25 protein-coding genes, 3 tRNA genes and 1 pseudogene are annotated in these 23204 nt (G+C 72.7%); 13 read left to right on the top strand and 16 right to left on the bottom strand.

The window, feature by feature from the left end:
• Positions 1 to 68: 68 nt before the first annotated feature.
• Complete coding sequence (locus tag ABD973_RS15570; protein ID WP_125595097.1) at positions 69 to 491, bottom strand: SSI family serine proteinase inhibitor; 423 nt, start codon at positions 489 to 491, stop codon at positions 69 to 71.
• Between the two features lie 177 nt (positions 492 to 668).
• Between ABD973_RS15570 and ABD973_RS15565 the strand changes: the two genes are divergently transcribed.
• From ABD973_RS15565 to ABD973_RS15555, 3 genes are all read left to right on the top strand, one after another.
• Positions 669 to 759, top strand: a tRNA-Ser gene (locus ABD973_RS15565).
• A 299-nt stretch (positions 760 to 1058) separates the two neighbouring features.
• A tRNA-Arg gene (locus ABD973_RS15560) sits at positions 1059 to 1131 on the top strand.
• Positions 1132 to 1309: 178 nt separating this feature from the next.
• Positions 1310 to 1675, top strand: a complete 366-nt coding sequence (locus tag ABD973_RS15555) for a PH domain-containing protein (RefSeq protein WP_164720918.1) — start codon at positions 1310 to 1312, stop codon at positions 1673 to 1675.
• Between the two features lie 12 nt (positions 1676 to 1687).
• Here ABD973_RS15555 and ABD973_RS15550 read toward each other — a convergent pair whose 3' ends face one another.
• Entirely contained in the window at positions 1688 to 2611 is a 924-nt protein-coding gene (locus tag ABD973_RS15550) for an SMP-30/gluconolactonase/LRE family protein (RefSeq protein WP_345500385.1), read from the bottom strand.
• Between the two features lie 143 nt (positions 2612 to 2754).
• On the opposite strand from ABD973_RS15550, the gene ABD973_RS15545 reads away from it, so the two are divergent.
• The 9 genes from ABD973_RS15545 to ABD973_RS15505 all read left to right on the top strand — a co-directional run bounded on the left by ABD973_RS15545 (position 2755) and on the right by ABD973_RS15505 (position 11968).
• Entirely contained in the window at positions 2755 to 3189 is a 435-nt protein-coding gene (locus tag ABD973_RS15545) for an Lrp/AsnC family transcriptional regulator (protein WP_125595100.1), read from the top strand.
• A complete protein-coding gene (locus tag ABD973_RS15540; RefSeq protein ID WP_345500383.1) occupies positions 3186 to 4076 on the top strand; it encodes a DUF2797 domain-containing protein in 891 nt (296 codons plus the stop codon). Before ABD973_RS15545 ends, ABD973_RS15540 begins: the two co-directional genes overlap by 4 nt.
• Positions 4077 to 4165: 89 nt before the next feature.
• Positions 4166 to 4504: an antibiotic biosynthesis monooxygenase family protein gene (locus ABD973_RS15535; protein ID WP_345500381.1), complete on the top strand. Its 339-nt coding sequence runs from the start codon at positions 4166 to 4168 to the stop codon at positions 4502 to 4504.
• Positions 4488 to 5372 (top strand): amidohydrolase family protein, encoded by an 885-nt coding sequence (locus ABD973_RS15530; protein WP_345500379.1) that lies wholly within the window; start codon positions 4488 to 4490, stop codon positions 5370 to 5372. Before ABD973_RS15535 ends, ABD973_RS15530 begins: the two co-directional genes overlap by 17 nt.
• Before the next feature lie 84 nt (positions 5373 to 5456).
• Positions 5457 to 6224, top strand: a complete 768-nt coding sequence (locus tag ABD973_RS15525) for a response regulator transcription factor (RefSeq protein WP_125595104.1) — start codon at positions 5457 to 5459, stop codon at positions 6222 to 6224.
• Positions 6224 to 7738, top strand: a complete 1515-nt coding sequence (locus tag ABD973_RS15520; protein WP_125821791.1) for a sensor histidine kinase — start codon at positions 6224 to 6226, stop codon at positions 7736 to 7738. The genes ABD973_RS15525 and ABD973_RS15520 overlap by 1 nt, the downstream gene beginning before the upstream one ends.
• Before the next feature lie 25 nt (positions 7739 to 7763).
• Entirely contained in the window at positions 7764 to 9032 is a 1269-nt protein-coding gene (locus ABD973_RS15515; RefSeq protein ID WP_125821792.1) for a bifunctional glycosyltransferase family 2/GtrA family protein, read from the top strand.
• On the top strand, positions 9029 to 11251 hold the full coding sequence (locus ABD973_RS15510; RefSeq protein ID WP_345500376.1) for a glycosyltransferase family 39 protein: 2223 nt from the start codon (positions 9029 to 9031) through the stop codon (positions 11249 to 11251). Before ABD973_RS15515 ends, ABD973_RS15510 begins: the two co-directional genes overlap by 4 nt.
• 60 nt (positions 11252 to 11311) lie before the next feature.
• Positions 11312 to 11968, top strand: coding sequence for a TetR/AcrR family transcriptional regulator (locus ABD973_RS15505; protein ID WP_125821794.1), 657 nt, complete (start codon positions 11312 to 11314; stop codon positions 11966 to 11968).
• Positions 11969 to 12025: 57 nt separating this feature from the next.
• Here ABD973_RS15505 and ABD973_RS15500 read toward each other — a convergent pair.
• The 12 genes and pseudogenes from ABD973_RS15500 to ABD973_RS15445 form a co-directional block, all read right to left on the bottom strand.
• Positions 12026 to 13615, bottom strand: a pseudogene (locus ABD973_RS15500) (MDR family MFS transporter); the annotation flags it as partial.
• 82 nt (positions 13616 to 13697) lie between these two features.
• On the bottom strand, positions 13698 to 14129 hold the full coding sequence (locus ABD973_RS15495) for a MarR family winged helix-turn-helix transcriptional regulator (RefSeq protein WP_345500372.1): 432 nt from the start codon (positions 14127 to 14129) through the stop codon (positions 13698 to 13700).
• A gap of 124 nt (positions 14130 to 14253) precedes the next feature.
• Positions 14254 to 15063 carry a hypothetical protein gene (locus ABD973_RS15490; protein WP_345500370.1) on the bottom strand — a complete coding sequence of 270 codons (810 nt, stop codon included), beginning with the start codon at positions 15061 to 15063 and terminating at the stop codon, positions 14254 to 14256.
• Positions 15064 to 15140: 77 nt separating this feature from the next.
• On the bottom strand, positions 15141 to 15980 hold the full coding sequence (locus ABD973_RS15485; protein WP_125605148.1) for an RNA polymerase sigma factor SigF: 840 nt from the start codon (positions 15978 to 15980) through the stop codon (positions 15141 to 15143).
• A gap of 229 nt (positions 15981 to 16209) precedes the next feature.
• Positions 16210 to 17253, bottom strand: coding sequence for an RNA polymerase sigma factor SigF (locus ABD973_RS15480; protein ID WP_345500368.1), 1044 nt, complete (start codon positions 17251 to 17253; stop codon positions 16210 to 16212).
• A 241-nt stretch (positions 17254 to 17494) separates the two neighbouring features.
• On the bottom strand, positions 17495 to 17656 hold the full coding sequence (locus ABD973_RS15475) for a hypothetical protein (protein WP_164720920.1): 162 nt from the start codon (positions 17654 to 17656) through the stop codon (positions 17495 to 17497).
• Between the two features lie 387 nt (positions 17657 to 18043).
• Positions 18044 to 18337, bottom strand: coding sequence for a hypothetical protein (locus ABD973_RS15470; RefSeq protein WP_125601171.1), 294 nt, complete (start codon positions 18335 to 18337; stop codon positions 18044 to 18046).
• Between the two features lie 80 nt (positions 18338 to 18417).
• A tRNA-Ser gene (locus ABD973_RS15465) sits at positions 18418 to 18505 on the bottom strand.
• Between the two features lie 90 nt (positions 18506 to 18595).
• Positions 18596 to 19087 (bottom strand): tRNA adenosine(34) deaminase TadA, encoded by a 492-nt coding sequence (tadA, locus tag ABD973_RS15460; protein ID WP_125601168.1) that lies wholly within the window; start codon positions 19085 to 19087, stop codon positions 18596 to 18598.
• Positions 19087 to 19635, bottom strand: a complete 549-nt coding sequence (locus tag ABD973_RS15455; RefSeq protein ID WP_125824079.1) for a tRNA adenosine deaminase-associated protein — start codon at positions 19633 to 19635, stop codon at positions 19087 to 19089. The genes tadA and ABD973_RS15455 overlap by 1 nt, the downstream gene beginning before the upstream one ends.
• 272 nt (positions 19636 to 19907) lie before the next feature.
• Entirely contained in the window at positions 19908 to 20108 is a 201-nt protein-coding gene (locus ABD973_RS15450) for a hypothetical protein (RefSeq protein WP_185899574.1), read from the bottom strand.
• A 124-nt stretch (positions 20109 to 20232) separates the two neighbouring features.
• Positions 20233 to 21195 carry a universal stress protein gene (locus ABD973_RS15445; protein ID WP_241253310.1) on the bottom strand — a complete coding sequence of 321 codons (963 nt, stop codon included), beginning with the start codon at positions 21193 to 21195 and terminating at the stop codon, positions 20233 to 20235.
• Positions 21196 to 21377: 182 nt separating this feature from the next.
• On the opposite strand from ABD973_RS15445, the gene upp reads away from it, so the two are divergent.
• On the top strand, positions 21378 to 22013 hold the full coding sequence (gene upp, locus ABD973_RS15440; protein WP_007265356.1) for a uracil phosphoribosyltransferase: 636 nt from the start codon (positions 21378 to 21380) through the stop codon (positions 22011 to 22013).
• A gap of 42 nt (positions 22014 to 22055) precedes the next feature.
• Here upp and ABD973_RS15435 read toward each other — a convergent pair whose 3' ends face one another.
• Positions 22056 to 22721, bottom strand: coding sequence for a LytR C-terminal domain-containing protein (locus ABD973_RS15435; protein ID WP_185899576.1), 666 nt, complete (start codon positions 22719 to 22721; stop codon positions 22056 to 22058).
• Positions 22722 to 22824: 103 nt separating this feature from the next.
• Positions 22825 to 23121: a type II toxin-antitoxin system VapB family antitoxin gene (locus tag ABD973_RS15430; RefSeq protein WP_125601156.1), complete on the bottom strand. Its 297-nt coding sequence runs from the start codon at positions 23119 to 23121 to the stop codon at positions 22825 to 22827.
• Positions 23122 to 23204: the final 83 nt, after the last annotated feature.

The following is a 23204-nucleotide window of genomic DNA, read 5'->3' as shown; positions in this document are numbered from 1 at the left end:
AGGGCACCGTCCCGCCGTGGGGTGGCGGATGAACGGGGGAAAACGTGCATCCGCCGCATCGTCCCAGGTCAGGAACGCTCCCCCGGAAGCACAGGTTCCAGGTTCTTCCACCGGGCGATGTCGCAGCCGTTCCTGCGCTGGAAGGTGGTGTCCACCTTCTGGCCGCGCCACGTTCCCGTGACGCGGGCGACGGCCGACCCGCCGTACTGGAAGGAGCAGTTCTTGGCGTCCGACTCGGCGAAGGGGTCCTTGCCCTGCCGGGCCAGCGTGTCGAGGCGGGCGCAGGCCTCCTCGGCGAAGGGGTGGTCACCGCCGGCGGGGTGGCACTCCAGCCGGTGCGTGCCGTCGACGAGGCGGTTGCCGCTCTTGGAGATCTCGATGGTGAGCCGGTCGGGTGAGGACAGCAGGCGCCCCAGGGGCAGGGGCGGCAGGGGTCCGGCGGCCGCGGCGGCGAGGGCGGAGGTGACGGCGAAGGCGGCGAGACGCAGCATGGGGCACTCCAGGTCGTCCGTACGTCGTACGCCTCACCAACGACCTTCCCGCTCGGACGTTGCGTGCTTAAGCCTTTGCTCTGCGGCCCCGGCTCCTTGTACCGTTGGGAGCGGATTGGTGAGCGGCCCCGCGGCTGTGTCATCATCTGCACGCACCTTCGTACGCGGGGGTGTGCTGGAGGCGTCGCCTAGTCCGGTCTATGGCGCCGCACTGCTAATGCGGTTTGGGGCTTACACCCCATCGAGGGTTCAAATCCCTCCGCCTCCGCACCTCACCGAAGCCCCGGTCCTGATGGACCGGGGCTTCGGTGCGTTCGGGCTGCCGGCGGGGGTGCGGACCGGGTGGACGGTGGGCCGGCGCGTTCAGGGCTTGGAGGGGTTTGGGACGGGCCCGTATGGGTACCCCGGCCGGCCCGGCGCTGCGGCGCGGATCCCTCCGGACGATCTTCTTCCAGGGCGTTTCCGCAGGTCAGAGGCGTTGCGGCTAATGGATTTCGCGTCCCGGCGAGGTCCATGTATTGTTGTTCTCGCAAGGCCAACGGGGCGAAAAAAACCCGGGAAGCCCAAGCACTCGTAGCTTAACGGATAGAGCATCTGACTACGGATCAGAAGGTTGCAGGTTCGAATCCTGCCGAGTGCACAGCCGAGAGGCCCTCAGGAGAATTCCTGAGGGCCTCTTTCGTGTGTCCGGACGGTACTCAAGGCGGAGGGGTCCCCCGGGAGAGCTCAGGGACGGAATGGCTCCTGAGGGGGACGTGGACCACGCTGCCCCCCGGATACGGTTTTCGAAGATCGTTCGAACCTTGATGGGGGCTCTCATGGGACTCTTCGGAAACGCGCACACCGTCGACCCGTCGTCGGCGCAGCGGGACTACGCGCGCCTGCTGGGGAACGGCGAGCAGGTCCACGCGGCGTACCTGCTGGTGCGCGACACGATCCTGTTCACGGACCGGCGGCTGGTGTTCGTCGACAAGCAGGGGCTGACGGGCAAGAAGGTGGAGTACCACTCCATCCCGTACCGGAGCATCACGCACTTCTCGGTGGAGACGGCCGGGCACTTCGATCTCGACGCCGAGCTCAAGATATGGATATCCGGCAGCCCGGCGCCGATCGAGAAGACCTTCACCAAGGGGGTCGACATCTACGAGATGCAGGCGATCCTGACCCAGTTCGTCGCGCGCTAGGCGGGCACGGTCTCAGGGGCGGGCGGGCAGGACGCGCGGGAGGCCGGTCACCGAGAGCACCAGCGAGTAGAGCGAGGTGGTGGCGGTGATGAAGAGGCGGTTGTTCTTCGGGCCGCCGAAGGCGATGTTCGAGACGGGTTCCGGGACGCGCAGGCGGCCGATGAGGTCTCCGTCCGCCGCGTAGCAGTGCACGCCCGACGCCATCGCGGCCGCCCACAGCCGGCCCTCGTCGTCGAAGCGGATGTTGTCGACCGAGGGGCAGTCCGTGAAGACGCGGTCCCCGCTGACGGTGCCGTCGTCGCCGACCTTGAAGGCGCGGATGTGGCCGGCGCGGGTGTCGGCGGCGTACAGCTCGCTCTCGTCGGGGGAGAAGACCAGGCCGTTCGGCCCGAGGAAGCCGTCGGCGACGAGGCGGACCTCGCCGGTGGCCGGGTCGGCCCGGTAGAGGTTGCAGGCGCCGATCTCGCTCGGCGCCCGCCGGCCCTCGTAGTCGTTGGTGATCCCGAAGTCCGGGTCGGAGAACCAGACGGAGCCGTCCGAGCGGACCACCGCGTCGTTGGGGCTGTTGAGGCGCTTGCCGTCGAAGCGGTCGGCGATGACGGTGATGCTCCCGTCGGGTTCGGTGCGGGTGACGCGCCGGTTGCCCTGCTCACAGGTGATCAGGCGGCCCTCGCGGTCGAGGGTGTTGCCGTTGGAGTGGCCGGCCGGGGAGCGGAAGACGGAGACCGCGCCGGTCGCCTCGTCCCAGCGCAGCATCCGGTCGTTGGGGATGTCGCTCCACACGAGCTGGCGCCAGGCGGGCAGGTACAGGGGGCCTTCGGCCCAGCGGCAGTCGTCGTAGAGCCGTTCCAGGCGGGCGTCTCCGTTGGCACAGCGCCCGGTACGGAAGCGTTCGTCCAGGATCTCGTACAAGGTGAGGTCAGCTATGCCCAACATGATTCCCCCAGATTGGTTAAGCGCCGAATGGTGTTCGGTGTGATGGTGAGATTGCAGGATCAGGTACCGTCTTCGCAAGAGCCGACGGGCTCGACCGGCCCAAGGGGCTCGACGGGCCGGCGGGCCCACGGGAGGAAGACGGCGTGGACGACATCGACCGGGCGCTCGTCCTGCGCCTCCAGCAGGACGCGGGACAGTCCTACGCGGCGCTCGGCGCGGCCGTGGGGCTCTCGGCCGGGGCCACCCACGAGCGCGTACGCAAACTGCGCGAGCGCGGGGTCATCCGGCGGACCACCGTCGACGTGGACCCGGCCGCCGTCGGAAGCGGGGTGCTGGCCTACGTGATGGTCGACTCCAACGCGTGGATGGGCGAGTCGGCGCAGGACTTCGCCGCCATCCCCGAGATCCAGGAGGCGCACATCATCGCCGGCAGCGCCTCGGTGCTGGTCAAGGTGCGCACGGCCACCACCGAGCAGCTCCAGGACGTCCTGCGGCGGCTCTACGCCATCGACGGGGTCAGCGGGACACAGGCCACCGTGGTCCTGGAGACCTTCTTCGAGCGGCCGCTCCCGCTGTGACCGCCCCCGCCTCGGGCTGGTGGTGCACCGGGATCCGGTGGAGCGCGGAGGGTCCCGCCATCGGGTGGTGCGGGCGCGGGGAGCGCGGCAGCCCGCTCACCCCGGGGCAGCGGCTGGCCTTCACCGCCCGTGGCGAGCGCCACTGCCTGGGCGTGTGGCGGGCCGGGAAGCGGACCCCGTGCCCGGTGGCGCGGCCGGTGCCGGGCCGGGCGGGAAACGCGCAGTGCGCCGAGTGCGCCCGGCTGGACCGGTCCTTCTCGGTGGCCGCGGACACCAACGCGGCCGACCCGCGGACCTACCGCGTCTACCTGGCGTGGTTCGGGCCCGGGATGGTCAAGGTCGGCATCACCGCCGAGGAGCGCGGCCCGGTCCGGCTGCTGGAGCAGGGGGCCGTCACCTGGGCCTGGCTGGGGCGAGGGCCGCTGATGGCGGCGCGCCGGACCGAGGAGCTGCTGCGGGCCGCCCTGGGGGTGCCCGACCGGATCGCGTACGCCCGCAAGCGTGCCGTACGGGCCCGGCTGCCGACGGAGCCCGAGCGCGCCCGGGAGGTCGCCGAGCTGCACGCGCGAGCCGCCGCGCTGCCCGGGTGGCCGGAGTCGCTGGAGCGGGTGGGGTGCGAGGTCATCGACCACGCCGGGGCGTTCGGGCTGGCCGGGCTGCCCGAACCGGCCCGGCTGGTCACGGAGCTGGTGCCCGGCGGGACGGTCGCCGGGCGGCTGGCGGGGGCCGCCGGACCCGACCTGCACTTCGCGGACGGGCTCGTGGTGGACACCCGGCTGCTGGCCGGATGGGAGCTGTCGGCCGCCCCCGAGGGGGCCCGCACCGACGTACCGCTGGCCGTCGTCGCGCCCGGGCCGCCCGAGGCCGAGCAGGGCGGACTGTTCTGACGCCGGTCAAGGTCAAAACTTGGATCCCTTTGGCCTCCCGGGGCCGATTCCGATGGACATGCCAAGGGCCTTCCGCCGAGGGTGGGGGCATGAGCATTCAGCCCGTTCCGGCGTTCGAACCGCCTTATGTGATGGCCGTATTCAGCAATGTCCGCACCTCCGACGAGAGCGGCTATCCGGAGACCAACGCCCGGATGAACGAGATCGTCACGGAGAACCCCGGGTTCCTCGGCTACGAATCCGCCCGCACCCCCGGCGGCCTGGGGATCACCGTCGCGTACTTCCGAGACCACGAGTCCCTGCGCGTCTGGCGGGAGGACCTGGAACACCAGGCCGCCATGAAGCAGGGCCGCGCCCACTGGTACGAGAGCTACACCCTGCACGTCGCGACCGTCGAGCGGAGCCACGGCTTTGCCCGCAACAGCTGAAGCGGTCCGCGCGTTCCGCGAGCGGCTCGGTCTGCCGGGACTGGTGGACGTCCACACCCACTTCATGCCGGAGCGGGTGCTCGCGAAGGTCTGGGACTACTTCGACGCGGTCGGTCCGCTGACCGGCGTCCCCTGGCCCATCACCTACCGGCTCGAGGAGGAGCGGCGGGTGGCGCTGCTGCGGGAGTTCGGGGTCCGCGCCTTCACCTCCATGCTCTACCCGCACAAGCCCGCCATGGCCGCCTGGCTCAACGCATGGGCCGCGGACTTCGCCGCCCGCACCCCCGACTGCCTGCACACCGCGACCTTCTTCCCCGAGGGAGACGTGGCGGCGTACACCGCGCAGGCCGTGGCAGACGGGGCCCGGGTCTTCAAGGCGCACCTCCAGGTCGGCGGCTACGACCCGAACGACGAGCGGCTCGACCCCGTCTGGGGCCTGCTGGCCGAGGCGGGGATCCCGACCGTCGTCCACTGCGGTTCGGGGCCCGCGCCGGGCAAGCACACCGGCCCCGGCCCGGTCGCCCGGCTGCTCGCCCGCCACCCCCGGCTGCCGCTGGTCATCGCCCACATGGGGATGCCCGAGTACACGGACTTCCTCGACCTCGCCGCCCGGTACCCCGAGGTGCGGCTCGACACGACCATCGCCTTCACCGACTTCTCCGAGCGCCTCGGCCCCTTCCCGCCCGGGGAGCTGGGGCGGCTCGCCGACCTCGGAGACCGGATCCTGCTGGGCACCGACTTCCCGAACATCCCCTACCCCTACGAGCACCAGCTGGAGGCACTGGAACGGCTCGGCCTCGGCGACGACTGGCTGCGCGCGGTATGCCACGACAACGCCGCCCGCCTGTTCGGCCTCCCCCTCCCCTGAGCACCCTTGCGGGGACCGCCCTTTCTCAGGAGATTCACAGGAAGGGGCAAGAACGCTCTCAGAGGCGGCCGCCAGCGTGGGGTCATGACCGCGACGACCACCTCCCACGCGTCCACGTCCACCGGCACCCCGACGGCCCTGCTGCGGCCCGACGGCGGACCCTGCCGGGTCCTCGTCGTCGACGACGAGGCCTCGCTCTCCGAGCTGCTCTCCATGGCCCTGCGCTACGAGGGCTGCGAGGTCCGCACCGCGGGTGACGGGGCGGGCGCCGTCCGGGCCGCGCGGGAGTTCCGGCCGGACGTGGTGGTCCTCGACATCATGCTCCCCGACATGGACGGGCTGGCCGTCCTGGGACGGCTGCGCCGGGAGATCCCGCAGGTCCCGGTGCTGTTCCTGACCGCCAAGGACTCCGTCGAAGACCGCATCGCGGGCCTGACGGCGGGCGGTGACGACTACGTCACCAAGCCGTTCAGCCTGGAGGAGGTCGTCGCCCGGCTGCGCGGGCTCGTGCGCCGCTCCGGAGCCGCGCAGGCCGCCCGCGGCGGCTCGGTCCTGACCGTCGGCGACCTGCGCCTCGACGAGGACAGCCACGAGGTGGTCCGGGGCGGGCAGGAGGTCCACCTGACCGCCACCGAGTTCGAGCTGCTGCGCTACCTGATGCGCAACCCGCGCCGGGTGCTCAGCAAGGCGCAGATCCTGGACCGGGTGTGGTCCTACGACTTCGGCGGCCAGGCCAACGTGGTGGAGCTCTACATCTCCTACCTGCGCCGGAAGCTGGAGGGCGGCACCGGTCTGCCCCCGATGATCCACACCCGGCGCGGCGCCGGCTACCTGATCAAGCCCGCCGACTAGTGGCCCTCCGGCGCCCGTGGTCGCTGAGGACGCGGCTGGTCGTCTCGGCGGTGGCGCTGATCGCCGTCGTGGGCGCGGCCATCGGCACCGTCACCACCCTGGCCATGCGCTCCCGCCTGGTCGGCGAGCTCGACAAGCAGCTGACGACCTCCGTCGAGATGGCCGTCCGGGGCCCCGGCGCGTCCAAGGCGGCCCGCGACGCTGGCCTCGGCTTCGTCTTCGCCCCCGGCTCCCCGATCGGTGCCGCCGGGATCCGCCTCGACGCGGCGCGCACGGTGATCGGCGGCGCCCGGATCGTCCCCGTGTCCGGCCAGAGCCCCGACCACCGCGAGCTGCTCACCGAAGCCCAGAGCGGCGCCCTCGCGGCGGTCGCCCGAAAGGCCGGTCCCGGCCGCACCGGACCCGTGGACACCGACCTGCCCGGCCTGGGCGCCTACCGGGCCGTCTCCGCCCCCGACGGAACCCTGGTGCTCGCCTTCCCGCTCCAGGGCGTCGACTCCACGGTGCGCACCCTGATCGCCGTCGAGGTCTGCGTCACCCTGGCCGGCCTGATCGCCGCCTCCCTCGCCGGACAGGCCCTGGTGGGGGTCGCCCTGCGTCCGCTGCGCCGGGTCGCCGCCACCGCCACCCGGGTCTCCGAACTCCCCCTGCACAGTGGCGAACCCGCCCTGCACGAGCGGGTCCCGGACGCCGAAGCCGACCCCCGCACCGAGGTGGGGCAGGTCGGTGCCGCCCTCAACCGGATGCTGGGGCACGTCTCTTCCGCGCTGACGGCACGCCAGCAGAGCGAGACGCAGGTCCGGCAGTTCGTGGCCGACGCCTCCCATGAGCTGCGCACCCCGCTCGCCTCCATCCGCGGCTACGCCGAACTCACCCGCCGCGGACGGGAGGAGCCCGGCCCCGACACCCGGCACGCCCTGGGCCGGATCGAGTCCGAGGCCACCCGGATGACCGGGCTGGTCGAGGACCTGCTGCTGCTGGCCCGGCTGGACGCGGGCCGCCCGCTGTCCTTCGCGGACACCGACCTGGCCCCGCTCGTCGTCGACGCCGTCAGCGACGCCCGTGCCGCGGGCCCGGGCCATCACTGGCGCCTCTCCCTCCCCGACGCGCCCGCACCCGTCCGCGCCGACGCGGCACGGATCCAGCAGGTCCTGGTGAACCTCCTCGCCAACGCCCGCACCCACACCCCGCCCGGCACCACCGTCACCGCCCATGTTTCACGTGAAACATCCGCCGTCCGGCTGCGGATCGAGGACGACGGCCCCGGGATCCCGCCCGAGCTGCTGCCCCACGTCTTCGAGCGCTTCGCCCGCGGCGACGCCTCACGGTCCCGCTCGGCGGGATCGACCGGGCTCGGCCTCGCCATCGTCGAGGCCGTGGTCGGCGCGCACGACGGACGGGTCGGGGTACGCAGCGAGCCGGGCCGGACCTGCTTCGAAGTGCTGCTCCCGCTGGCCGCCCACGACCCCGGCACGCACTCACAGACGGCGCACAGGCTCACCACACCGAGGTGACAGGGCGTCCGGCGAGGGTCGGAACATGCCAACCGACACCTCTCCCGGCGCCCTCCCGGCCCGGGCGCCGCTCGCGTCCGCGCCCGGCGAGCCCGTACTCGACGTGGTGATCCCGGTCTTCAACGAGGAGAAGGACCTCGGGCCCTGCGTACGCCGGCTCCACGCCCACCTCACGCGCACCTTCCCCTACGCCTTCCGCATCACCATCGCCGACAACGCCAGCACCGACCGCACCCCCGAGGTCGCGGCCGGGCTCGCCGCCTCGGTCGAGGGAGTACGCAGCTTCCGGCTGGAGGAGAAGGGCCGCGGACGGGCCCTGCGCACCGTATGGTCGCGCTCGGAGGCCCCCGTCCTCGCCTACATGGACGTGGACCTCTCCACCGACCTGAACGCGCTGCTGCCGCTGGTCGCCCCGCTCATCTCCGGCCACTCCGACCTGGCCATCGGCACCCGGCTGGCCCGCTCCTCCCGCGTCGTACGGGGAGCCAAGCGGGAGTTCGTCTCGCGTGCCTACAACCTGCTGCTCCGCTCCTCGCTCGCCGCCCGGTTCAGCGACGCCCAGTGCGGGTTCAAGGCCATCCGGCGCGAGGTGGCGGAGCGGCTGCTGCCGCTGGTGGAGGACACCGGCTGGTTCTTCGACACCGAGATGCTGGTACTGGCCGAGCGGGCCGGCCTGCGCATCCACGAGGTGCCGGTGGACTGGGTGGACGACCCGGACTCCACCGTCCACATCGTGAAGACCGCCACCGAGGACCTGAGGGGCGTCTGGCGGGTGGGCCGGGCGCTGGCCGTCGGAGCGCTCCCGCTCGACCGGCTCGCCCGCCCCTTCGGTGACGACCCGCGCGACCGCACGGCCCTGCCCGGGGTACCGCGCGGGCTCGCCCGCCAGCTCCTCGGCTTCTGCGTGGTCGGGGTGCTGTCCACCCTCTGCTACCTCGCCCTGTACTCCCTCTTCCGGCTCGGCGCCGGGCCGCAGACCGCCAACGCGGCCGCCCTGCTGCTGTCCGCCGTGGCCAACACCGCCGCCAACCGGCGGCTCACCTTCGGCGTCCGGGGCCGCGACCGGGCGGTCCGCCACCAGGCCCAGGGGCTCGTGGTGTTCGCCATCGGACTGGCCCTGACCAGCGGTTCGCTCGCCGCGCTCGACACGGCCGCCGCGAACCCCGCCCACAGCACCGAACTGGCCGTCCTGATCACCGCCAACCTCGCCGCCACCGTGCTGCGGTTCCTGCTCTTCCGCGCCTGGGTCTTCCCCGAGCGGCGCGCCACTCCCGTGAAGGACGACCACCGATGACCACCGCACCCGTCCCCCTCGACTCCCCCTTCCCCGAGCGGCCGCCCGCCGTGTCCGCGGGGGCCGCCGCGCACCGGGCCGGGGCCGTGCGGCCGCGCTGGGAGCGGCCCGCGTACGCGGCGCTGCTGCTCGCCACCGCCGTGCTGCTGCTGTGGAACCTGGGAGCCTCCGGCTACGCCAACTCCTTCTACTCCGCCGCCGTACAGGCCGGTTCGGAGAGCTGGAAGGCCTTCTTCTTCGGCTCCTCCGACGCCGGGAACTCCATCACCGTGGACAAGCCCCCGGCCGCCCTGTGGCCGATGGCGCTGTCCGTCCGGCTGTTCGGACTCGGCTCCTGGCAGATCCTCGTGCCCCAGGCCCTGATGGGCGTCGGCACCACCGCCGTGCTGTACGCGGCCGTACGGCGCCAGTTCGGGGCCGGGGCCGCCCTGCTGAGCGGTGCCGCCTTCGCGCTCACGCCCGTGGCGGCGCTGATGTTCCGCTTCAACAACCCGGACGCGCTGCTGACGCTGCTGCTGACCGTCACGGTGTACTGCGTGCTCCGGGCCCTGGAGGGGGCGCGCACGGGGTGGCTGGTGGCGGCCGGCGCGGCGATCGGCCTGGGCTTCCTGACGAAGACCCTGCAGGCCTTCGTCATCCTGCCGCCGCTGGCCCTGCTGTACGCGGTCTGCGCGCCGACCCGGCTGTGCGGAAGGCTCGGGCAGTTGCTGCTCGCCGGGCTGGCGGCGGTGGTGTCCGGCGGCTGGTGGGTGGCCGTGGTGGAGCTGTGGCCCGCCTCCTCCCGCCCGTACGTCGGCGGCTCGCAGAACAACTCCTTCCTGGAACTCACCTTCGGCTACAACGGCCTCGGCCGGCTGAACGGCGACGAGACGGGCAGCGTCGGCGGCGGGCGCGCCGTGTCCGGTGCGGCCGGGGGCTACGGGATGCCCGAGGGCGGCCCGGGCCTCAGGGGCGGCGGCTGGGGGGAGACCGGCATCGACCGGCTGTTCTCGGGGAACGTGGGCGGCCAGATCTCCTGGCTGCTGCCGGCGGCCCTGGTGCTGCTGGTGGCCGGGCTGGTGGTCACCTGGCGGGCCCGCAGGGCCACCGATTCCCTGGAAGGCATGGCCCGCGCGGCGTTCCTCGCCTGGGGCGGCCCGCTGCTGATCACCGTGCTCGTCTTCAGCTACATGCAGGGCATCTTCCACGAGTACTACACCGTCGCGCTCGCCCCGTGCGTGGCCGCGCTGGTCGGGATGGGCACGGCGGTGCTCTGGGAGGAGCGGGGCGGGAAGGCCGCCGCGCTCACCCTGTCCGGGACGCTGGCGCTGACCGCCGTCTGGTCGTACATACTCCTCGGCCGTTCCTCCGGCTACCTGCCGTGGCTGCGCTGGGCGGTACTGGCCGGGGGCCTGCTGGCCGCCGCCCTGCTGCCGTTCGCGGCCCGCCTCGGGCGCCGGTTGCTGCTCGCGACGGCCGCGCTGGGACTGGGTGCGGCCCTGGCGGGCCCCCTCGCGTACTGCCTGACCACCGTCGCCACGGGCCACACCGGGTCCATTCCGACGGCCGGCCCGGCGGTGGCCGGCGGCCGGGGCGGTCCGGGCGGGATGCGCTTCGGCCCCGGCGCCGAGCAGTTCCGGGGCGGCCCGGGCGGGCCCGCGGGCCAGGGCGCGCCGGGCGGGTTCCCCGGGGGAGCGCCGCTGGGCGGCCCGATGGGCGGCGGTGCGATCCGGCCGAACGGAGGCGGTGCCCCGGGCGGGGGCCCCGGCGGCCAGGGCGTCCCCGGCGGCCAGGCCGGCCGTGAGCGCGTGGGCTTCGGGGGCGGCGGTCCCGGCGGGCTGCTGGGCGGTACCCGGGTCGGTGCGCAGGCCAAGGCCGCGCTGAGCAGCGGTGCCGGCCGCTACACCTGGGCGGCGGCCACCATCGGCTCCCAGAACGCGGCGAGTTACCAGCTGGCCTCCGGGGCGCCCGTGATGCCGGTCGGCGGCTTCAACGGCAGCGACCCCTCGCCCACGCTGGAGCAGTTCAAGGCGTACGTGAAGGCGGGGAGGATCCACTGGTTCATCGCCCAGGGCGGTGTCGACGACGCCCTCGGCGAGGGGGGTACGGGCACGAACCGGCCCGGCGGCACGGGAGGTCCCGGCGGGGCGGCGGGTTCCGCCATCGACAGCTGGGTGAAGGCGAACTTCAAGGCCACCACCATCGGCGGAGCCACCTTCTACGACCTGACGACCCCCTAGCATCAAGAGGGCGGACCGGGCATTCCGGGCCGATCCCCTTGTGGTGAGGAGGGTGCCTCCATGGCGACCGAGGCTGATCCGGGCGAGGCCAGGACCAGTGTGTGGCTGGGCGCCCGGGCCGGCGCCCCCAGCAGACGCCGCAGTGAGGCGCCCTCGGGCCTGGACCGGGACCGGATCACCGCCGCCACCGTGCGGCTGCTGGACGCGGAGGGGCTCGGCCGGTTCTCGATGCGCCGGCTGGCCGCCGAACTGGGGGTCACCGCGATGTCCCTGTACTGGTACGTGGACACCAAGCACGATCTGCTCGAGCTGGCCCTGGACAGCGCCCTGGGCCAGCAGCGGCTGCCGGCCGGCCCGCCCCCCGGGGAGGGCTGGCCGGCCCGGCTGCGGAGCCTGGCCGGCGGCTACCGGCAGCTGCTGGCGGAGCACCCGTGGGTGGCCCCGCTCAGCGTCGCCTACCCGAACATCGGCCCGCACGCGCGTGCCTTCGACGCGGCCCTGCACCGGCTGCTGGAGTCCACCGGCCTGGTGGACGCCGCCCGGACGGGCGCGCACCTGGCCGTCTCCCAGTTCCTCGGGGGCTGCGCCCTGAACGGCTGTGGCGGTGCGGTCCGGCGGGCGCCCGAGGCGGAGTTCGCCCTGGCCCTCGACGTCCTGATCGCCGGCATCGAGGCCAAGGCCGCGCACACGGCGAAGGCCCGGGCCCGGACCCCTTAGCGGGGTCCGGGCCCGGGCCGTTCACGGCGCGCTGCGGGCGGCTTCCGGTCAGGCCTTGGCCTGCGCGGCGGCCCCGGCGGACGCGGCGGCCTCGGCGGCCCCGGTCCCGGCCCCGGTGCCGCCCTCCGCCGCCGGCTCGTGCAGGGCCGGCTTCGACTTCAGCGCGACCTCCTTGATGAACAGCACCAGCAGCAGCGCGAGCAGCGCGCTCGGGGCGGCGTACAGGAAGACGTCGCCGACGCCGTGCCCGTACGCGGACTCGATGACGGTCCGGAACGGCGCGGGCAGCTTGTCGAGGTCGGGGATCCCGCCGCCGGCGGTGCCGCCGTGCCCCATGGCCGCGGCCTTCGGACCGAGCGCGGCCAGGCCGTCATGGACGTAGTGGGTGACCCGGTTGGCCATGACCGCGCCCAGCGCCGAGACGCCCATGGCACCGCCGAGGGAGCGGAAGAAGGTGACGACGGAGCTGGCGGCGCCGAGGTCCTCTGGGGCCACCTGGTTCTGCGTCGCGAGGACCAGGTTCTGCATCATCATGCCGAGGCCGAGCCCGGTGAGCGCCATGTAGATCGCGATGTGCCAGTACGGGGTGTCGTACCGCAGGGTGCCGAGCAGGCCGAGGCCGGCGGTCAGCAGCACGCCGCCGGAGACCAGCCAGGCCTTCCACTTGCCGGTCTTGGTGATGATCTGGCCGGAGACCGTGGAGGAGACGAAGAGCCCGCCGATCATCGGGATGGTGAGGAGGCCGGACATGGTGGGGGACTCGCCCCGGGCCAGCTGGAAGTACTGGCTGAAGAAGACCGTGCCCGAGAACATCGCGATGCCGACGAACAGCGAGGCGGCGGACGCCAGGCTGATGGTCTTGTTGCGGAACAGCCGCAGCGGGATGATCGGGTCGCTCGCGCGGGACTCGACGAGGAGGAAGAGCAGGCCGAGCACCACGGCACCGCCGGTCATCGCCAGGGTGGTCCAGGAGATCCAGTCGTAGGAGTCCCCGGCCTGGGTGACCCAGATCAGCAGGAGCGAGACGGCCCCGCTGATGAGGAAGGCGCCGAGCCAGTCGACCTTGACGTCGCGGCGGACCACGGGGAGCCGCAGGGTCTTCTGGAGCACGATCAGAGCGATGACCGCGAACGGCACGCCGACGTAGAAGCACCAGCGCCAGCCCAGCCAGTCGGTGTCGGTGATGACGCCGCCGAGCAGCGGACCGCCGACGGTGGCGACGGCGAAGACGGCGCCCAGGTAGCCGCTGTAGCGCCCGCGCTCGCGCGGGGAGATCATCGCGGCCATCACGATCTGGGCGAGGGCCGAGAGGCCGCCGACGCCGATGCCCTGGACCACGCGGCAGGCGATGAGCATCCCGGTGTTCTGCGACATGCCCGCGACGACGGAGCCGAGGACGTAGATCACCAGGGATATCTGGACGAGGAGCTTCTTGCTGAAGAGGTCGGACAGCTTGCCCCACAGCGGGGTCGCGGCCGTCATCGAGAGCAGCGCGGCGGTGACGACCCAGGTGTAGGAGGACTGGGTGCCGCCGAGGTCGCTGATGATCTGGGGCAGGGCGTTGGAGACGATCGTGGAGGACAGGATCGCCACGAACATGCCGAGCATGAGCCCGGACAGCGCCTTCATGATCTGCGGATGGGTCATGGGCGCGCCGTCGGACGTGGTCTCCGACCGGCCGCCTCCCCGCAGACCGCCGGGTGTGGTCGTAGCCATGTGTTTCCTTTGCCTAGAAGCTCGATCGGAGTCGGGCCAGCAGGGTGTTCAGTACGTCGATGTCCTCGGCCGACCAGTCGGCCAGGGCCTTCTCCAGCGCGTCGGTGTAGCGGGCGCCGAGCTCGGCGAGCGTGGCGCGCCCGGCTTCGGTGAGGCGCAGGATCCGGCAGCGGCCGTCGCCGGGGTCGGTCTCCCGCTCGATCCAGCCGTGCTGCGCCACGTGGGCGACGTGCCGGCTGCTGACCGAGATGTCGACGGCCATGAATTCGGTGAGCCGGCTGAGCCGCATCTCGCCGTGCCGGTCGAGGACGGTGAGGACGGCGGCGGAGCCGGGCGGGCAGTGCGGGGGCAGCATCCGGGCCAGGTCGCGTTTGACCGCTCCGATTCCGGTGAGCTGGCGGGCCAGCTCCTCGTAGCGGGTGTGCTGGGCCGTCTGCGTGGTCACCGGGAACCGCCCCCATCTTGTTGCTTAGGGCAACCATAGAAGCGCATGGTTGCTACAGGCAAATGAATTCGGGGGGTGCGGCGGTAAAGGAATCGGAAAACCGGGACGGACGGGGCCGGGGGTCTCAGTTCCAGGCGGCGCTGACGTTCCGGGTCTCCACGTGCATGCCCAGCGGGACCCGCCAGGCCTCCACGCAGACCGTGTACGTCTGCGTCTTCGAGCTGCCGCCGGCGATGGGGGCGGGCAGGGGCTGGGTCGTGGTGACCGTGGCCCAGTCGACGCCCAGGGCGCCGATGACGTGCGTCGCGAAGCCGACCGTGCCGGAGCGGGCCGCCGTGGTGCCGGTGTTGGTGAAGGTCACCGTGACGCGTTCGCACCAGCGGGAGGACGCCGCCGCGCGGACCGGGGCGCCGAGCGTGAGCCGGGCCGGGGTGGCCGGCGGGGCGGGGGGCGTCGTGCCCGGCCTGGGGGCGGGCGGGGCGGGGGTGCCCGGAGCGCCGGGCGAGGTCGGCGGGGCGGGCGGGGCCGGGGTGCCGGGCGCGCCCGGGGTGGTGGCGCCCGTGCCCGCGCCCCCGGTGCCGCCGGGGGTGGCCGGGGTGCCCGGGTCCGGCGGGGTGCCGGGGGCGGGTGCGGAGCCGACCGGGGCGGTGGCCGTCCCTCCGCCCTCGCCGGAGCCGTCGCCCGGCCGGGACCCGGGCGCGCCGGTCGGCGTAGGACCGGGGGCGTCGGCGGAGGAGGCCGGTCCGCCGGATGCCAGCGGCTGGAACTCCACCTGGCCCCGGGGCGGCACGTTCTCTCCCGCGCTCCGCTCGGGGCCCGGGGCGGCGGCTCCCACGACGACGTATCCGTCCCGGTCCTGCCCGCAGCCGGCGAGGCCGGCCAGGGCGGTGCAGCAGACGACGAGGGCGAGGGCGGCGCGGGGTCCCGTTCGCATCGCGCCAGTGTTCCTGACGCGATGTCAAATGTGAACCCTGCCCGCGCCGCCGCTCGCCCCGCCCGCCACTCCGTGCCTCAGTCCCCGATCAGGCCCGTCCGCAGCTGGGCGAGCGTGCGGGTGAGCAGCCGGGAGACGTGCATCTGGGAGATGCCGACCTCCTCGCCGATCTGCGACTGGGTCATGTTCGCGAAGAACCGCAGCATGATGATCTGCCGTTCCCGGGGCGGGAGTTTGGCGAGCAGCGGCTTGAGCGACTCGCGGTACTCGACGCCCTCCAGCGCGCTGTCCTCGTACCCGAGGCGGTCCGCGAGCGAGCCCTCGCCGCCCTCGTCCTCCGGGGAGGGCGAGTCGAGCGAGGAGGCGGTGTAGGCGTTCCCGACGGCGAGGCCGTCGACGACCTCCTCCTCGGAGACGCCGAGCACGGCCGCCAGCTCGGGGACGGTCGGGGACCGGTCCAGCTTCTGGGCCAGTTCGTCGCTCGCCTTGGTCAGCGCGAGGCGCAGTTCCTGGAGCCTGCGCGGGACGCGGACGGACCAGGAAGTGTCTCGAAAGAATCGTTTGATCTCGCCCACGACGGTCGGCATCGCGAACGTCGGGAACTCCACGCCGCGTTCGCAGTCGAACCGGTCGATCGCCTTGATCAGGCCGATGGTGCCGACCTGGACGATGTCCTCCATCGGCTCGTTCCGGCTGCGGAACCGGGCCGCCGCGTAGCGCACCAGCGGCAGGTTCAGCTCGATCAGGGTGTCTCGTACGTACGCCCGTTCGGGGCTGTCCACGTCCAGGGCGGCGAGTCGCTGGAAGAGGGAGCGGGAGAGGGTGCGGGTGTCGATGGCTTCCGAGCGGTCGGCCACTGCCGGCAGCTCACGCGTGTCGAGCGTGAGCACCTTGGAGCTGCCCTGTTCTGCGGACATGCCACCCCCTTGAGGTCGCGGACGGTCGCGTCTCTGCGCCCGTCGGAGGAACGCAGCCTCCACCTGAATACCGGAGGCGGAGCTGCGGCAAACGCGGTTCCAGCAGAATGTCACATGTCGGCAACACGCTGTAGCGTCATGTCGACAAGTATCTCCAGCGACAGTCGGCCGACCGAGCAGAATGAGCCGATTCTGTAGGGAAACGCTGGAACAGGTCCACCCGATCCGGTTAGGCCTCGATCCTGTTTGCGGATCTCAGACGGGCGAAGCTCCGGGCGAGCAGCCGGGAGACGTGCATCTGCGAGACGCCCAGCTCCGCGCTGATCTGCGACTGCGTCAGATTGTTGTAGTAGCGCAGGAGGAGGATCCGCTGCTCCCGTTCGGGCAGCTGGACCAGCAGGTGCCGCACGAGGTCACGGTGCTCGACGCCGGCCAGTTCGGGATCCTCGTAGCCGAGCCGGTCGAGCAGCCCGGGCATGCCGTCGCCCTCTTGCGCGGCCTCCAGCGAGGTCGCGTGGTAGCTGCGGCCCGCCTCGATGCAGGACAGCACCTCGTCCTCGCTGATCCGCAGCCGCTCGGCGATCTCGGGAGTGGTCGGGGTCCGGCCGTGGAGGGTGGTGAGGTCCTCGGTCGCGGCGTTCACCTGCACCCACAACTCGTGGAGGCGGCGCGGGACGTGGACGGTGCGGACGTTGTCGCGGAAGTACCGTTTGATCTCGCCCACGACCGTCGGCATCGCGAAGGTGGGGAACTGGACCCCGCGCTCCGGGTCGAACCGGTCGATCGCGTTGATCAGGCCGATGGTGCCGACCTGGACCACGTCCTCCATCGGCTCGTTGCGGCTGCGGAAGCGGGCGGCGGCGTACCGGACGAGCGGGAGGTTGGCCTCGATCAGCGCCCCACGCACCCGGAAGTGCTCGCTGCTGCCCGGCTCCAGGTTCTTCAGCTGGCCGAAGAGCACCTGGGTCAGTGCCCGGGTGTCGGCGCCCCGGCCCTGCGGCCTGGGCGGCGGCGGGGCCGCGTCCTGGGACGGCTCCCGGGACGCGTCCGGGGATGCGTCCTGCGGCTGCTCCTGCGACTGCTCCGCCGGCTGCTCCTGCGGCCCGGGCCCGGTTCGCGGCTCCCCCGCGCGCGGCTCCCCCGGAAGGGCGCCGCCCGGGCGGGGCTCGGCGCTACGGGGTTCGGCCGCGCGGGGCTCGGCCGTACGGGGCTCCGCCGGGCGCGGCTCCTGGTGGCGCGGTTCGTGCGGGCGGAGCTCTTGCTGGGGAGGCACCTGAGGCGCAGTACTGGCCGGCACGGTCACGCCACCCCTTCGATCAACTCATCGGTCAAAAGCGGTCATAGCATCACAAGAGATGTGCACTATGTGCAAGCACCGTATATAGCCGTGTTGAGGGCAAGTTGGGCATTTAGGGGTATTCCTTTTACCGGCTCCCCCCACCGTGAACGCGAAAGGTCCCCCACCCGTCGGAGTGGGGGACCCGGAAGTCCAAAAATCGCTTCGGCGTGCGGTTTCAGTTCACCAGTTCGGTGATGAACTCGCCGATGCCGGAGGCGGCATCCGATATGCCCTGGAAGCCTATTCCCACCATCTCCGCCGCCCGCTTGGGCTGGGTGATGATCACGAAGAGGACGAACACGGTGAGGACGCCCGTGATGAGTTTCTTGGTGTCCATGGACGGTGTCGGCCTCCCCAACCGGCGCTGCAAAGTCGGGTGAGTCTAACCGGTCAGGTTTGGTCACTCACCTGTCCTTTAAGGACCAATGACCCGGTGGTTGGGGCCCTTTGCCGCTGGGTTGCCCGGTCGGGGCGGGCGCAGGATGGAACACGAGCCCACCGGTTCTGGCAGGAAACCGGTGGGTGAGGGACAGGACCTCACTGCGGGGTCCGAGCCGCGGGCTTCCCCCCTGACTGCGGCTCGGGCTGGCAGGTTCCGTCCCCGTCGGGGGAAGTGGCTTGTCCCCCCGGTCGCCACTTCCCCCGTCCCCACCGTCGAAGGTCCCGACCCAGGTCGGGACCTTCTTCGCGTCCGGGGCGGGGGCGGGCGGGGAGGGGCCGGGTGCTACTGGATGGCGCCGGCGAGGCCCAGGACCGGCTGGACGGGCGCGATCACGGGGGAGAGCTGGTCGGGCAGGGTCATCAGCTGGTTGAGCTGGTTCGCGCCCTGGCTGAGCCGCCCGCCGATCTCGGGGACGGAGGGCTGGGCGCCGGCGGGCATGCCCGGGGCGGCGGCCGGGAGGTCCGGGAGGCTGAGCGGGGCCGCGTCCAGGGGCGCGGCGGAGGCGGCGGGTGCGGCGAGGCCCGCGGCGGCCCCCGCGAGGGCGAAGGCGGCGAGCATGCGCTGGGTCTTGGTCATGCCGTGACAACGGCCGAGCGGGCGGCCGGTCACGGCGGGCACGCGCGAGAGCCCCGGTTCGTACGAACCGGGGCTCTCAGTGGCGGTGGTGGAGGGATTTGAACCCCCGATGGGTTGCCCCATACTCGCTTTCGAGGCGAGCTCCTTCGGCCACTCGGACACACCACCGAGAGAGATCCTAGCCCAAGGTGGGGAGTGCTTTGCAAATCCGCAGGACGTGGCCTGGCTCACCCCTCCCGGAAGGCTCCCGCGGGGGGCTCACAGATCCCGGAAGAAGTCCGTGAGCTGCCGTGCGCACTCCTGCTCCAGTACCCCGCGGATCACTTCGGGGCGGTGGTTGAGCCGGCGGTCGCGTACGAGGTCCCACAGTGACCCGGCCGCGCCCGCCTTCTCGTCCCCCGCGCCGTAGACGACCCGCGCCACGCGGGACTGCACCAGCGCGCCCGCACACATCACGCACGGCTCCAGGGTCACCACCAGGGTGCACCCGGTCAGCCGCCACTCCCCGAGCCGGGCGGCCGCCCGGCGCAGCGCCAGCAGCTCGGCGTGCGCCGTGGGATCTGCGGCGGCCTCCCGTTCGTTGTGCCCGGTGGAGAGGAGCTCCCCGCCGGGGCCGAGCACGACGGCACCGACCGGCACGTCGCCGGCCGGTACCGCCAGGGCGGCCTCCTCCAGCGCCAGGCGCATGGAGTCCCGCCAGGGATCCCGTACGGGATCGGGGCCGTACGTGAAGTGGTGCTCGGTGATCACTAGCGGACGGCCTCCAGCACGTCGGTGGCGCCGAGGGCGTCGGCGATCTCGGTGACGGCGTCTCCGTCGAGGGTCAGCAGTTCCTTGTGGCCGACCCCGAGGTCGTCCAGCAGCCGGGGGTCGCCGAGGGGACCGGCCGGCAGGGGCTCGGAGCCGGCGCGCGGCTCCTCGTCCGCGCCGTCCTCCTCGTCCGCGTAGGCGGCGACCGGCTCCTCCTCGCCGTCCTCGGTGCCGTCCAGGTCCAGTACGTCGAGGCCGTCGTCCTCCTCGTCGGTGCCCAGCAGCTCCTTCGTGAGCATCGATCCGTAGGAGCTGCGGTCGGCCACGGAGGCGTTCGACACGAAGTAGCGGGGGTCCTCCTCTCCGTCCACGCGGATGACGCCGAACCAGGCGTCCTCCTGCTCGATGAGGGCGACCACCGTGTCGTCGTCGACAGCGGCGGACCGTGCGAGATCGATCAGATCACTGAGGGACTCGACGTCGTCGAGTTCCATGTCGCTCGCTTCCCACCCGTCTTCGGTGCGCGCGAGCAGTGCGGCGAAATACACCGTGACTCTCCCACTGGTCATAGGCGTGCCGGTTGGAGATCCCCCCGGCCGGAGGTTGGGGTGTGCACGGCCGTGACGCTTGCCGTCCGCACCCCGCCCAATCGGCATCGTGGCAGAAACAGCGGCTTTGCGAGAGGTCTTCCGCGCGGCGGCCGTGTCGCGGCGCCGACGGCGCACCCGGCCTCGCGCCCGGTCAGGGGGCCGTCGGAGCGCACGCCGGTGGGCCGGGCCGCGCACCGCGTGGCACGCCCCGGCCCCGCCCGGTCGCCCGGTCACCAGCGGAAGGTGCGCATCCGCATCTGCTGCCGCATCCGGGCCGCTCGGGCGCGCCGGGGCTGGACCCGGTCGCGCAGCTCCCTGGCCTCGTTCAGATCGCGCAGGAACTGCGCGCGTCGCGCCCTGCGCTGCGCCGCCGTCTCCGGCGCCTCGTACGCCTCTCTCCCGTCGGTGTCGTTCGACTGCGTCTCGGGCATCGGCACCACCCCAGGCTGGTCCGGTCGTCCTCCTCCGCCGTCACGGAGCAGACCCCCCGGATCCCCCCTTCCCCCGGCCGGCGCGTTTGATGCCGAGGGCGCGCAGATCGCCCCAGGTCAGGGGTCAGTCCTCGGCGTCCGTGTCGGTGAGGGCGGGTACGACGGCCACCGGGCCGTGCGCGTGCTGGAGCACCGCGTGCGCGACCGACCCGATCAGCAGGGACCGTACGCGCGGGTGGTGGCGGCCCACCACGACCAGCGCGGCCGACCGGGACGCGTCCACCAGCCGCCCGGCCGCGTTCCCGGGTTCGGCGGCCTGCTCGACGGGCACGTCCGGGTACCGGCGGCGCACCGCCTCCAGCCGCCGGGTCTGGGCCCGCAGCATCTCCCGTTCGGCCGGCACGGAGTCCCCTTCGTCGGCGAGGGCCTCGGGCGGGATCACGGCGAAGGGGCCGCCGAGCAGGTTCGCCGGGCCGGGCGGGATCGCGTACGCCGAGACCACCTGGACGGTGGTCCCCCGTGCGGCGGCTTCCGCGAAGGCGAAGGAGAGCACGTCCTCGGGCGTCTCGGTGACGTGCAGCCCGAGCACCACCTTGCCGGCCGAGGCGCCCGCGGCCTCCCCGGAGGGCCCGGCGGCCGCGTCGCGGTCGGCGTGCGGGACCACCACGACGGGGCAGGAGGCGGTGGTGGCCACGGCCCTGCTGTTCGAGCCGAGCAGCAGCGTGGCGAACCCGCCGCGTCCTCGGGAGCCCATCACCAGCATCCGGGGCGCCCCCTCGGCGCTGATCACCCGCAGGGCCTCCGGGACCGAGCCCTCCAGGGCCTCGTAGCGGACCTCCGCGGGCCGCTCGGGGGAGGCCTCCAGGATGGCGCGCACGCGGTCGCCCACGGGGTCCGCGTACTCCTCGGGCTCGTTCGGGTCGTGCAGGGCCGAGCGGCGGCCGGCGTACAGCTGGGCGGCGTCGGGCAGCACGTGGGCGACCAGCAGGCCGGTGCCGTGCCGCAGGGCGGCCGTGCGGGCCCACTCCAGGGCGCGGAGGCTGTGCTCGGATCCGTCGACGGCCGCGATCACCAGTCCGTTGGTCACCAGTCCAGCGTGCTGGGCGCGGCGGCGGGCCGCATCTCAGGGCCCGCGGCGGACGCGCGGCGGTGCGCACAGCGCGTAGCCTTTTGCCAGTGGGTCGCGAACAGGCGGCCGTTTTCGCAGGTAGCAGGGTCTCGCAGTTCGCTGATCGCAGGTCGAAGCCCGGCTGAGTCTTGGAGGATGTTGTGCGTTTGCAGGTCGTCGATCACCCCTTGGTGGCGCACAAACTCACCACGCTGCGCGACAAGCGCACCGACTCCCCCACCTTCCGCCGGCTCGCCGACGAGCTGGTGACGCTGCTCGCGTACGAGGCCACCCGCGACGTGCGCACCGAGCAGTCCGACATCGAGACCCCGGTCGGCCCGACCACCGGCGTCAAGCTGTCGTACCCGCGCCCGCTGGTCGTCCCGATCCTGCGCGCCGGCCTCGGCATGCTGGACGGCATGGTGCGGCTGCTGCCGACCGCCGAGGTGGGCTTCCTGGGCATGGTCCGCAACGAGGAGACCCTGGAGGCCTCCACGTACGCGACGCGCATGCCCGAGGACCTCTCCGGCCGCCAGGTGTACGTGGTGGACCCGATGCTGGCCACCGGCGGCACGCTGGTCGCCGCGATCCAGGAGCTCATCAAGCGCGGCGCCGACGACGTGACCGCCGTGGTGCTGCTGGCCGCGCCGGAGGGCGTCGAGGTCATGGAGCGCGAGCTGGCGGGCACGCCGGTGACGGTGGTGACGGCCGCCGTGGACGAGCGGCTCAACGAGCACGGCTACATCGTCCCGGGCCTGGGCGACGCGGGCGACCGCATGTACGGCTCGGCCGAGTAGCAGTACTCCTGTCAGAGGACCCTCGAGAGGACCCTCAGGGGATCAGCACTTCGCGGAGGGCGCGGGCGTGGGCGCGGGGTTGGCCAGGACGGCCAGCGCCTTGTCCGCGTCCTCCTTCGTGCTGAGCTCCTTGAAGGAGTCGCCGAGGATCAGGTCGATGTCCGCGCCCTCGCGGGCGTCGGTCTGGGTGGTGACCCCGGCGAGCTGGGTGCCGAGGACGGAGTAGGCGGCCTTGTCCGTCCGCGGGGAGCCGAGCAGTATCCCGGCGCCTGGGACCTTCTTGTCGAAGTCGGCGGGGGCGTTGCCGACGTGGCCGACGGCGAAGCCGCGCTTCTTCAGTTCGTCGCCGACGGCCTTGGCCAGGCCGGCGCGCGGGGTCGCGTTGTAGACGTTGACGGTGATCTGGCCGGGCTGCGGAAGGGCGACCGCGGGGGCCTTGGAGACGGCGGGGCCCGCGTCCGGGGCGGTGGCTGGTTTCACGGCGTTCGCGGGTTTGGCGGAGGCCGTGGGGCAGTTCCCGTCGGACGCCGCCGTGTTGCGCTTGCCGCTGTCGTCGCCGCCGAACACGTCGATGAGCTGCAGCGCCCCGTAGCCCAGCAGGGCCAGGGCCAGGACGGATCCGAGCAGGGCGAGGACGATCTTCCGACGCCGCCGGGGACGGCTCATACGGGGGTAGGCAGCTCCCGTTACGCGGTACTTTCCGCCCATGCCGGGGGGAGTGAGCATGCTCATGGGCGCAGCGTAGTGCCGTACCGGAACGATGCCTACGAAATGATCTGTTGATCGGGTAAGGCAGACCCGAAAGGCGCAATCAGTCCAGTTCGAGGACGCGTGCGTGCAGGACCTGGCGCTGCTGGAGGGCCGCGCGCACGGCGCGGTGCAGCCCGTCCTCCAGGTAGAGGTCGCCCTGCCACTTCACGACGTGGGCGAAGAGGTCCCCGTAGAAGGTGGAGTCCTCCGCGAGCAGGGTCTCTAGGTCCAGCTGCCCCTTGGTCGTCACGAGCTGGTCGAGCCGTACCGGGCGCGGCGCGACGTCCGCCCACTGCCGGACGCTCTCCCGGCCGTGGTCGGGGTACGGCCGCCCGTTTCCGATGCGCTTGAAGATCACACGGAAAGCCTACCGGGCCGGTGCCTCCGGGCGCAGCCTCGCGCTGTCGGTGCAAAAGTGGCAGACAGGCCTATTCCGGGAGG

Origin of the sequence: Streptomyces racemochromogenes, from assembly GCF_039535215.1 — a bacterium.
Taxonomy (GTDB): domain Bacteria; phylum Actinomycetota; class Actinomycetes; order Streptomycetales; family Streptomycetaceae; genus Streptomyces; species Streptomyces racemochromogenes.
Note: the sequence above shows the minus strand (reverse complement) of the source record. Positions and strands in the feature narration are given on the sequence as shown.